This is a genomic window from Roseovarius roseus, assembly GCF_043355935.2.
Taxonomy (GTDB): domain Bacteria; phylum Pseudomonadota; class Alphaproteobacteria; order Rhodobacterales; family Rhodobacteraceae; genus Roseovarius; species Roseovarius roseus.
On record NZ_JBHFPE020000033.1, the window covers coordinates 1 to 11144 of the forward strand.

At 61.3% G+C, this 11144-nt stretch carries 11 protein-coding genes; 4 read left to right on the plus strand and 7 right to left on the minus strand.

Going from position 1 to position 11144, the window contains the following annotated elements:
* The first annotated feature begins 134 nt into the window (after positions 1 to 134).
* Positions 135 to 383: a hypothetical protein gene (locus tag ACEWPL_RS18885; protein ID WP_393933388.1), complete on the plus strand. Its 249-nt coding sequence runs from the start codon at positions 135 to 137 to the stop codon at positions 381 to 383.
* Here ACEWPL_RS18885 and ACEWPL_RS18890 read toward each other — a convergent pair.
* The 7 genes from ACEWPL_RS18890 to ACEWPL_RS18920 form a co-directional block, all read right to left on the minus strand.
* Positions 367 to 2652, minus strand: coding sequence for a VWA domain-containing protein (locus ACEWPL_RS18890; protein ID WP_420744388.1), 2286 nt, complete (start codon positions 2650 to 2652; stop codon positions 367 to 369). The two genes, ACEWPL_RS18885 and ACEWPL_RS18890, sit on opposite strands and share 17 nt — an antisense overlap.
* 78 nt (positions 2653 to 2730) lie before the next feature.
* Positions 2731 to 3795, minus strand: coding sequence for a hypothetical protein (locus tag ACEWPL_RS18895; RefSeq protein ID WP_393933384.1), 1065 nt, complete (start codon positions 3793 to 3795; stop codon positions 2731 to 2733).
* An 18-nt stretch (positions 3796 to 3813) separates the two neighbouring features.
* The gene (locus ACEWPL_RS18900) at positions 3814 to 4845 is read right to left on the minus strand and encodes a DUF3137 domain-containing protein (protein WP_420744389.1); all 1032 of its coding nucleotides are present in this window, start codon (positions 4843 to 4845) and stop codon (positions 3814 to 3816) included.
* A 36-nt stretch (positions 4846 to 4881) separates the two neighbouring features.
* Positions 4882 to 5643, minus strand: a complete 762-nt coding sequence (locus ACEWPL_RS18905) for an SH3 domain-containing protein (protein WP_393933380.1) — start codon at positions 5641 to 5643, stop codon at positions 4882 to 4884.
* Between the two features lie 56 nt (positions 5644 to 5699).
* Complete coding sequence (locus ACEWPL_RS18910) at positions 5700 to 6104, minus strand: hypothetical protein (protein ID WP_393933378.1); 405 nt, start codon at positions 6102 to 6104, stop codon at positions 5700 to 5702.
* Between the two features lie 40 nt (positions 6105 to 6144).
* Entirely contained in the window at positions 6145 to 7128 is a 984-nt protein-coding gene (locus ACEWPL_RS18915) for a hypothetical protein (RefSeq protein ID WP_393933376.1), read from the minus strand.
* Between the two features lie 69 nt (positions 7129 to 7197).
* On the minus strand, positions 7198 to 7566 hold the full coding sequence (locus ACEWPL_RS18920) for a hypothetical protein (protein WP_255012057.1): 369 nt from the start codon (positions 7564 to 7566) through the stop codon (positions 7198 to 7200).
* A gap of 179 nt (positions 7567 to 7745) precedes the next feature.
* On the opposite strand from ACEWPL_RS18920, the gene ACEWPL_RS18925 reads away from it, so the two are divergent.
* Genes ACEWPL_RS18925 through ACEWPL_RS18935 form a run of 3 tightly spaced genes read left to right on the plus strand, consistent with a single transcriptional unit; the run spans position 7746 to position 11052 of the window.
* The gene (locus tag ACEWPL_RS18925; protein WP_393933374.1) at positions 7746 to 8228 is read left to right on the plus strand and encodes a putative pterin-binding protein; all 483 of its coding nucleotides are present in this window, start codon (positions 7746 to 7748) and stop codon (positions 8226 to 8228) included.
* The gene (locus ACEWPL_RS18930; RefSeq protein ID WP_420744390.1) at positions 8225 to 9991 is read left to right on the plus strand and encodes a sensor histidine kinase; all 1767 of its coding nucleotides are present in this window, start codon (positions 8225 to 8227) and stop codon (positions 9989 to 9991) included. The genes ACEWPL_RS18925 and ACEWPL_RS18930 overlap by 4 nt, the downstream gene beginning before the upstream one ends.
* Entirely contained in the window at positions 9988 to 11052 is a 1065-nt protein-coding gene (locus ACEWPL_RS18935) for a response regulator (protein ID WP_255012032.1), read from the plus strand. The genes ACEWPL_RS18930 and ACEWPL_RS18935 overlap by 4 nt, the downstream gene beginning before the upstream one ends.
* Positions 11053 to 11144 lie beyond the last annotated feature (92 nt).

Here is an 11144-nt window from a genome sequence, read left to right on the forward strand (position 1 = left end):
CGCTCAGTGAACGAGCAACACCGGCTATGTAGAAGCAGGTGGACGCCAGTTCCTACACCACTTCCCGGGGCACTACCGCTCATCCTTGATTGAGTTTATGCGCTTTCAGTTTGGTGGCGCAAGCGCCGCGGCGGGTGATCACATCATCACAGCTCATCGTTCAGAAATACCGGATCTTGCCCCAGCCCGTACGAAGCAAAGCCGCGCGCAGCGCCGATCAGCGTTCGCAGGCTGGTGAAAAGGGCGCGAACACGCTGCGCATCGACCATCTGGCCCGTGTCGAGCAGGCAGGATTGCAGACGTTTGATTTCTGCCTGCTCGCCAAGGCTCAGCGATACGCTCGTCTTGAGGGCGCCTTTGTCGTAATCACTCTACCCGTATGATCCGGCGGGCCAGGACTGACTGGCCGGGAATGTCCAGGAAACGCAGCTCATACGTGCCCGGCGCGTCCGGAAGGGTGATGGAAAGCGGCGGCGCGCCGTCGATCCTGATGGCGGTGATCCAGGTGAAGATCGCCTGATCTGCCCGCGCGATCGAGATGCGTTGATCGCCGCTGGCATTCTGAACCGTCCAACCGACGCTGATGGTCTCGCCGGCGGCGGCAGTCTCGGGCGCGCTCAGGCTAGCGCCGCTTTGCAGCGCGGCATCCGCGGCAAGCACCTCGATGGCGTGCCGCGCAAGCACGCGGCGGCCCTCGTTCAGCACATAACGCAGCTCGTAGAAGCCCGTCTCGGCGGGGGCAGCCAGCTTGGCATCGGTATCCTCGCCGACCCTGACATAGGGACCGGATTTTTCATCCGGCGTGCCGATTGGAACGATCGTGACGTAGTCCTGGCCGTGGACGGCGCCGGTCCACGCAACGCCGATCGTGTCCTCGGCCCTGATCTGATCGGGGCCGCTCAGCGTGACCTCCGGCTCGGTGATTTCGATGGGATTTGACGCCAACGTGCGGCGACCCTCGTTCAGGACGTAGCGCAGCTCGTAAAGGCCGGTCTGGCCGGGCGCCTGCAAGTCACTCTCGTTGTCGTCCCCGACCCGAACGTAATTCTCGGCGCTGCCCTCATCAGCGCCCATCGGCACGATGGTGATGAAGTCCTGCGCGTCCACCGTTCCGGTCCAGCTGACGCGAATCTTGTCCCCGGCAAGGGCCGTTTCCGGGCCGTCTAGCGTGACCTTCGGCTCGGTGATCTCGATGGGCGTTGAGGCCAGCGTGCGGCGGCCCTCGTTCAGTACGTAGCGCAGCTCGTAAAGGCCGGTCTGGCCGGGCGCCTGCAGGTCATTCTCGCTGTCGTCCCCGACCCGTATGTAATTCTCGGCGCTGCCCTCATCAGCGCCCATCGGCACGATGGTGATGAAGTCCTGCGCGTCCACCGTTCCGGTCCAGCTGACGCGAATCTTGTCCCCGGCAAGGGCCGTTTCTGGGGCGTCTAGCGTGACCTCCGGCTCGGTGATCTCGATGGGCTTTGACGCCAGGGTGCGGCGGCCCTCGTTCAGCACGTAGCGCAGCTCGTAAAGGCCGGTCTCGCCGGGTGCCTGCAGGTCGTTCTCACTGTTGTCGCTGACCCGGATATAATTCTCGGCGCTGCCCTCTTCAGACCCCATCGGCACGATGGTAATGAAGTCCTGCGCATCCACCGTTCCGGTCCAGCTGACGTGGATCTTGTCCCCGGCAAGGGCCGTTTCTGGGGCGTCTAGCGTGACCTCCGGCTCGGTGATCTCGATGGGCTTTGACGCCAAGGTGCGGCGGCCCTCGTTCAGCACGTAGCGCAGCTCGTAAAGGCCGGTTTCACCTGGTGCCTGCAGGTCATTCTCACTGTCATCGCTGACCCGGATATAATTATCGGCGCTGCCCTCCTCGGCGCCCATCGGGACGATGGTGATGTAGTCCTGCGGCGCGACCGTTCCGGTCCAGCTGACGCGGAACTTGTCCCCGGCAAGGGCCGTAGCGGGGCCGTCCAGCGTGACGTCATATTCAGGCTCTGGTTCGGGCAGAGGTTCAGCCGAAGGTTCCGGAGTGGACACAGCCTCGCTCACGCTCGCAAAGGCCTTGCCAAGCTCGTCGGCATTGCCAGCCGATAGATACTGACCACCGGTCCTGTCCGCGAGGCAGGACAGCGCACTCGCATCCGCATCGCCAAGACCGAAGCCGACGACATGCGCGGTAAAGCCGACGCCGCCTTTTTCCAGCGCATCGGCTAGCGCGCAAGGGTCGCGCTCGCAGCTCTCCAGCCCGTCCGAGATCAGGATCACGGTCGCGGGCATATCTGTGTAGGACATTTCGGTCGCGGCTCGCTCAACGGCGCTTGTCAGGGGCGTCTTGCCGGTCGGAGTGATCGCGCCAATCCGCTCGAGGATACCCGCGCGGGTATCCTGCGCCGGCGTGACAAGTGTTTCGATGTCGGTGCAGTCACCCCGGCGGCGATGACCATAGGCCATGAGCCCAACATTGCGGTCGGCGGTCCATTCGCCCAGTAGATTTTCCATCACATCGCGTGCAATCTCGATCTTGGCAGTACCGTCGATCTGGCCCCACATCGAGTTCGAGCCATCAAAAACGATCATCACGTTTTCATCGGCGGCATACGCGGCCGTGGAATAGGCCAGAGTGCCGACAAGCGACAGTGTCGCCGCGTTGAAGAGGTTATGTTTCATATTCACTTCCTTCGCGTGTGATGATCCGTATGCGGTGCGCCTTGTTGCCGATATCGAGCCTTACTGCTTAGCAAGCTGTCAAGGTACGATGCCGTCACTTAGGGGGCCTATGACGGTTCCGTTCGCTTCGAGCGCCGTGGCGGCATCTGTCATCGCGGCCTGCAAAGCCGCCGCTTCGCGACCTATGCTCTCGCCCTCAGCCTGCCCAAGTATCTTACCCGTTTCGATGTCGATTTCCTGAGCAAAGACCAAGTAACCGTCAGGCTTTTCCACCCGGAATATCTTGAAATTGAGAAACCGGCGCGGCGGGTCGAGCTTGCCTGGCCCGGCCTGGCAGATCTCGCGCATCCCGATTTCGGGCAGGATTGCGTTGTTGCGGCCCATCCGGAACCGGATGTGCCGGGTGGATCCGTCGCGGGCGGTGCCGGCGAGGTCGCGCTCCGTCTCAAGAGCGCGAAAATAGTCGCCCGGCGCGTACTCCGCGGGCGGGGTCATGCCACGCGCAGCAAGAAAGCCGCGCGTTGCGGTGTTTTCTTGAGCGAAGTCGGGCGCTTCCGCCTCCTCGCTGTCACTGCATGCGTCCATGTCGGGCATCACGGTGTCGCGCGGTTCCATCGCAACAGGAAAGGTGTATTTGAAGCCCTCCGACACACCCTCGAGCTTGCCGACAAAAACCTTGTGGCCGATGACGCGCATCGTCAGTGAACCGCTCTCGATTCCGATGTCCTGCGCCACATATGTTGTGTCATCATTCGCCGATTGCACGAAGAGCATACTCTTGCCGCCCTGGCTGATGACGAACTCGCGCCCGCATTGATTGACTTCCATCTCGAACAGGCCTTCGCTTTGCGGTTTGCGAATGGTCTGACCAACCCAGCCCTCGCGATTGTTGTACGCCTGCGCGATACGCCCGGCATCCGGCAGGGCATTTCCCGGCGCGACGTTGACGAAGCTTTTACCAAAGAAGTACTCGTAGATGCCCTCGCAAGGCGGAGCCCCTCCTTTGGCGGGATCGGCCATGCCCGTAATGGCCATCAGGGCGAACAGCCAGGCGACGCTGCTCTTGCGCGTTCCTTGCAAAGGTACCGTTTGCATTTCGCCCGGCATTGGACCGGATCTGTCGCGACGTGCTCGAACAGCCATGTCCTTCTCCTCCTTCGCTTAGGGTTCGGGATGATCGCCGTGCAGGCGGTCGATGATGCGGCGGGCCGTGGCAATATCGTCGAACACGCCGTGAAGATCCTCCTCGATCTTGTCCGCCGGCGTAGTCAGGCGGCTTAATTTGATGAAATCCACATCGCGCTTGAGGGCCATGAAGAAGGAGTTGTCGTGAAACCCCGCCTCCAGCCCTTTGGCGCCGTGGCGACCACCCTCGTCCTTGGCCAATCGCACGAGGCTGTCCAGGAACTCGCGCGCCAGTACGCTACGCGCAATTTGCGGATCGGCTGAATATGCCTCGAAATGTCGCTCGAATTCGGCGTGGCCGGTTTCGACCTTGGGCATGCCGCGCCCGGAAGTGCCGCCAAACATCTCGGTCAGCTTGTTGCCCATGCCGAAATCGCGCGCGATCAGGATGCGCGTTGGAATCGGGTCCGGGACACCAATGCGCAGAAGCAAACCCTTGAACAGCGTCTTGCTGGAACGATCGCTTGTATCGTTATCCGCGTTTGAGCTGCTTTGGCTCTTATCACTGAAGAGCTTAGCCTCGACAACTTCGAATGCCGTGTCGCGGTAAGTCCCCTCGAGCCGGTCGCCGATCCACGACCGCGTAAAGGGCCGGATCACGCCCAGCTTCTGCATGCGCTCCAGCGGAAATCCCTTGTGTGCGTCGTCGCGGTCATAGCTCAGATCCCCCAGGAAATCGCAGACAACGGGCATCACGGTCTGCGCGGCCGCGCCGCTCCATCTGTCCGCCTGCCGCTTCCACAGAAGAAAGGCGGCGACGGCGCCGAAGGCAAGCGGCACGCCGAAGCCGACCAACAGCCCGGCCAGGCCGTTCGCTCCGGCCCCGAAGAGCACGAACAACAGCCCGAGCGCCGCCCCGCCCGCCAGCGCCATCGCGGCATGCCTTTTGGCCACGGCCAGAATGGCCTGTCGCTGCGCTTCCAGCTCACTCAGGCGGGGCGCGACGCGAGTCCGGAACACCTCGCTAAAGCCGGCCTCAATCGGGCTACGTTCAATGTATTCGGTCATATCTCCTCCGGTGGATCGTTTCGGACCGAAGTCCAGTCAGGGAAATTCCCAGCCTTCGTGTTCAATCCGCATGATGCGTAGCTCAGGATCGGTAAGCGATGTGTCGATGCGCAGACGAAACACCGCGCTGTCCGGGTGGCCGAAATTGCGGAAATTGGCGTGCACGGTGATCATGCCGCGGTGCATCGCGCGCTGCGGTGCCGGGACCACTTCCAGCTCGGTGATGTCGGTGTCCTGCGCATCGAAAAGGGGGTCTGCGCCTAAGCCGCCGCGCTTTAGACGCACGACGGCATCTTGGAAAAAGTAATTCCTTGCCTCGGACGGATGCAGCGGCCCGATCGCGCTTTGACTTCTGGCGCTTTGGTGCAGGTCATAGACTTGGCGCACCAGCGACACTGCTTCTGCGATCAGCGGGTCGCCAGCAGGCTGGCAAGCTGCCGACGTGTCCTCGGCTAAAAACCGCGCTGCGACCCAGCCTTGGGCGCGGCGATCCGCGCTTTGCATCAGGCACCACCGGGAGGGAAGGGCGCTGCGCTGGCTGTCGGTCAGCTCCCAGTATTTTTGGCGGGGCAGGAACGGAACGCATGTGACCATCTGCAAACCGGTTGCATCAGGCGCGAAGGCACCGATCACCAGATAGTCGGCTCCGGGCCCGGTCCGGGCATTCAGCACATCATTCGCAGCAACCCCCGTGACCTGCCAGGCATCCGGTCCATGCCCATCCATCTGCGCCAGCGCGCCGGAGGAGGGCAATAGCAGGACGGCAAGGACCATGACGCACCTGTATAATATCGGCATGGAAAAACCTCCTCCACAAAGATTGCGTGCTGTCGATTGAGCGAACGACTGACCGCTTAATCGCGAACCAAAGTCACGTCCTTGACCACCACGTTTTCAAAATTTTCGCGGTAGCGCTCGATCGTTTGCGCGCGATGCGTGCGCGCCAGCGCAGGCGTGTCAAAGCACCTCGACGACGTGCCGTTCAGAGCGACGTCATGCTGTGCGCCGATCACATGGTAGAAAAGACTGCCCAGTGACGATCGGTCTGCCGCCTTATCGGGCAGGACGTTCGATACGAAGTACATGAATTTCGGGTCATGGCCCGGTGCGTGCTGACAAAGATCCAGACTACCTGTCGCTTCCTGCTGTTGGCACTGACTGAAAACAAAAACATAACCGTCTTGCTCGGTGCATTCAGCGGCGGCGGTGCCCGCCATGCCGCCCATGACCAAGACAATGCAGAGTGTAGTTGATTTCATATCGTAATCTCCTTTCTTCTGTCGGGGGAGGGGGGCCGCGCTATGCTGGACGTGCGCGGGGCTCATCCGCTGTCGCAGGCTGGCCTGCACCAATCGCCCGCTCTTTCAGCTTGCGGAACTTGGCTGACATCTGTTCCAGCTTGGCGTCCCATTCGGGGTTGGGCTCCTGGCCCTCAATCGTCTTGAAATAGACCTGCATCATGCAAGCGATGGCGAAAGGCTCCAGCAGCGCGGCCTTGACGCTCCAGGCAAACAGCAGGGCAAAGACGACGCCGCCCGCCGCCCATGCGCCGGGCATGAGGTAGACGACCAGAGCCGCGGGGGCGAGCATGACGATGAAGACAAGAAAGCTGAGGCCATAGACAATGATCGCCAGCCAAGCGGCATTTTTTAGCATCACCTTGTAGTTCTGCCCGTAAAGCACCAGCGCCTCCTTGGCCGACATCCAGGCGTTTTCAGACCGGGTGCGGATCGCATAGGCGAGGATGACCTCGTCGATGAAGCCGACCGCGACCTTCAGGAATGCGGCGAGGATACCGCCCAGTTGTTGCACACCGGGGATCGGCAGGATGGTCAGGATACCGCGCACCAGTCCGGTGATGGCCCGGACGACGCCCTTGATCAGCTGGTCGATGGCGAAAAGGACGCTGGCCTCTGCAAATCGTTCCTTGACCACTGCTGTCGCATGGTGGATCTGGCTCCGCCCCTCGGGCATCGGCTTGCCGTCGATCAACTCGATCAGTACCGCGATATGACCGGCCTTGACGATATAGAGGATGTATTCGCGCGCCCAATACATGATCGCGCCGAAAATGCCGAAGCCTGCAAAGCCGCCCCACATCGTGCTGCTGGCGCGAAATCCCTCGTCGCCGAAGCCACCGACCCCCCAGCCGACACCGGCCCCGACGCCGGTGACCAGGATGTAGCCCAGCGTGATACCGAAATAGACGGCGATGCGCAAAAGGATGAAGGGCAAGGTTCGCACCATCATCCCCAGCGCACCGCCTATGCTAAAATCCCACATGAAAAAGTCCTTCTTGAAAATCACTCTTTGAAATTCCGGTGCCGGTCCTGCCGGCGTATTCGCCACACATCACGACTCACATTTGCTGTTGCCATACCTCGCCGCGCAGGCCCGTGCGGCGCAGGAGTCGATTTGCGGATTGCGCTGCCGCGCCTTGATGTCGACAGTCTCAATCTCGGTATAAGGGATCGACACAGTCTCCATGACCTGCTGGCAATGCGTGACCGTTCCCGAGGTCGTGCAGGTCGATCGGCCTGTCGGGCGCTCTTCGCTGCGGTATTTCGTGACGGCCTCCTGGCGGTAGACCGGCGGGATCTTAAGCAGCCATTCCGCCTCGCAATGCTTGCGCTCGGCCCGGTATTCAGGCGTGCCACAGCTGGACAGAGCGACCAGCCCGAGGGTGCAAAAATAGAGAGTTGACTTCTTTAATGGCTGCATTCGCTCTCTCCGACCGTCCGATGCCGCTCGCGTCATTTGCGGACTTGGGTGGCATGTTCACATGACCTGACCGCAATCCGCCCCGTTCGTTCAGAGGGGGCGGCCAAAGATTTCCCTACGTAAGCTGTTTGCACAAATGAGCGCGTGCTGGTGAACTGCTACCGGATCAATTGGGGAGAATGGACATGCTGAGGCAGGCGCAAGTGGCTCTGAGTGGTTTGATGCTGATGAGCGGAGCGGCCGTGGCGGATCAAGGTGATGTGATCCTTGAGGTAACCGGCCAGATAGCGGATGGGCCCGCCGCACTGGACCGCGCTACGTTGCAAACCCTGCCGTCTGTCACGATCAACACCTCGACTGTTGTAACCGACGGCGTCCACGCCTTCTCGGGCGTTCTGATGCGGGATCTTTTGGATAGCTTGAATGCCGAGGGCGATCAGGTGATGGCAACTGCTCTGAATGAATATGCTGTGGACATCCCCATGAGCGATTTCTACGAGTATGACGTGATCCTCGCTACTACCATGGATGGCAAGGAGCTGGTGCGTGAGGATAAAGGGCCACTCTGGATCGTATATCCCCGCGACGATCACGAAGCATTGCAGGACATCCGATATGATTATCGTTGGGTTTGGCAGTTGCGCCGCCTCGACGTGCGATGAGACAGCTCCGCCGCCTTTGGTTGATCCTGCCTCTGGTCACCGTCCTCGTGTTCGCGGTTCTGCTATCGTTTTCGCTTGTGCGCATGTTCGCCGTCCAGAACGCTATGCGTGTCAGCGCGGAACAGAACATGCTCTGGGTGTTCCATCAAAGCGACGTAGCTGCCTTGCGCCTGACCAACTTGGTTGCGCTGGCTGAAATGGGAGAAGCCGGACAGGGAGATCTTGCACTCTGGTTCGACATCTTATCCGGCCGGATCTCCTTACTGAATGACGGGCCACAGCGCCGTTTCGTCGAGGAAATTGGATTTGGCAGAGATCTGGACCGGCTGACCGACGCCCTTGTCGCGATTGCGCCGATGATCGACGATTTCACGTCCGGCGATGGCCCGCGACTGCGCGCCGCGCTGGCACCCTTTACGGCAGTGCTGGGTCGGGCGGCAAACGCGTCGATGATCGCGGAATGGGACGAACTCGGCGGGCGGCTTGAGGCCTACCGCAACCAGCTACACCAGAACATTCTGTCGCTAATCGGGATCATGGTCGCGGGCGGCATCCTGACGGTCACGCTTGTCATTGCGCTGCGGCAGTCGCGCGCGCGCAATCACTTGTTGCGGCGAGAGCGGGATTTTTCTGGCCTGCTGATCTCGTCCAGTGGGGAAGGTATCTTGGCGGTGGACAGAGATGCAAATTGCTCGTTGTGGAACGATGCGATGGCAGAGATGATGAACCAGACGGCAGAGCAGGCCATTGGACGGCATCTGTCCGACGTCGCTGGGTTCTTCGACATCGCGCCGGTGCGGGACGGCGTGGCGCGCGCCCTTGCCGGAGAGACCTCGCGGTTGACGCTTCAGCCCCTGTTTTCCAGGGAGTATGACACGCCGCTCCATGTCGATCTGAGGTTTTTTCCAATGCGCAACGACGGTGCGATCCTTGGTGCGATCCTGTTCATGCACGACGCATCCGACCGCCACGCAGCTCAGCAAAAGGACGCCGAGGACCGCGACCGTCTGGAAGAATTGGTTGCCGAGCGCACGCGTGATCTGGATAGCGCACTCCGGCGTGAACGATCGGCGGCCGACCTTTACCGCAACTTTGCAGCGATGGTGTCGCATCAATTCCGCACGCCACTGGCGGTTGCGGATTCAGCGCTGCAACGCCTGATCCGGCGCGGCCCACGCGCCGATTCCTTTGAAGTTGCTGAACGCGCTGGCCGCGCTCGCAATGCTATCGCCGGCCTCACGCGGCTGGTGGACAGCACGCTGGATGCCGCGCGACTGGATGCGGGTCAGATCGGCGCCCGCCGGGAGGAGTGCGATTTAAACGAGATCATACATTCCGTCTGCAACCGCCAGCGCGACGCGGCGCCGGACCGGCCAATCGAGATCACACAAGCCAACCCCGGACAGGCCACCGTGTTCTGCGATCCGGCCCTTGCCGAACAAATTCTGGAAAACCTGTTGTCCAACGCCGACAAATACGCCGCCCCTGAAACCGCTGTATCCCTGACCCTGCACGGCGACGGCGAAAGCCTTTTTTGTGATGTTCACAATTCTGCTAACCCCATTCCTCCGGAAGATCGCGAGCTTCTGTTCGAGCGCAATCACCGCGGATCGAACAGCGTGGGCGTCACAGGCACCGGCATCGGGTTGTTCATGGCGCGCACCCTGGCACGCATGCAAGGCGGTGACGTCACCTTGCTACCCGATGACGACGGCGTGACTTTTCGCGTGACGCTGCCTCGATGCAAAGTAGGCCAGACATGATGCGAGACGCCGGTTCCGCCCTGATCATGGTGATCGAGGACGAAGAGGCGCTGCGGCGCGATCTCGTCGAAGAATTGCAGGAAGCCGGGTATCGCACCTTGGCCGCAAAAGACGGTCAGACGGCACTGGGCCTATTGGCCGGAACCGCGCCCGATTTGTTGCTCTGTGATATAACCATGCCCGGTCTGGACGGATATGATGTCTTGCGCCGGTTGCGCGCCGAGCGCCCTGAACTGAGCGCCACGCCATTCGTCTTTCTGACCGCCTTGTCGGATCCCCGCGAGGTCATCGAGGGCAAACGGCAGGGGGCTGACGATTATCTGGTCAAACCTGTTGATTACGACCTGATGCTGGCCACCATTGCGGCCCGACTGCGCCAGGTTGACCGTATCCGAAGCCGCCATGAGGGCGAGATGAAAACGCTGCGCCAAGCGCTGCCGGGATTGTCCGGTGGCGATGTAAGCGGCGGGGTCGAAGCCGCCCTCGACCTCATCTCGCTCGGAGTTGTCTTGCTTGACGGGCGCGGGAGGCCGGTTCATATCAATCGCGCCGCTCATGAAATGAGCGCCGACCCGGACTTCATCCAGACGGGGCCTGACGTGTTGAGCTCCCCCGATCCACTGTGTGATCGAGAATTGCAACGCGCCCTGCGTGAGACGCTAGACACTGCGAAGGCCGGGAACGAGACTGTCGTCGGCGTGATGCTGCACCGACCCCAGGATGCCAGATCCGTCCCGGTGCTTTTCTGCTCACTGGCCGTGGCAGGAGGCGCGCCACCGGATCAACCTCATGTCGCGCTGTTTCTTTCTGCTCCGGACCAGCGGAAACGCGTTCCAGATACGCTCCTGATGGACCTGTTTGGCCTGACTCCGACTGAAGCGCGGGTTGCCGGAGCGCTCGCCCACAGCACTCGTGCGGCTGATGTCGCAGCGGAGCTAGGCGTGTCGCAGACGACGATCTCATTCCACATGCGCAACCTGTTCCAGAAAACCGGCACTAACCGGCAGGCCGATTTGATCGCCCTGATCCTCGCTGGCCCGATGATGATACAGTCGGAATGAGATGAAAGCGGTTGCGTCTCGATTCTGGTGGAAATTCTCCAGCGGCGTTCTCCGAGCATGCGGATTTGGGCCTGATCAGGCCGCGAGGTCAA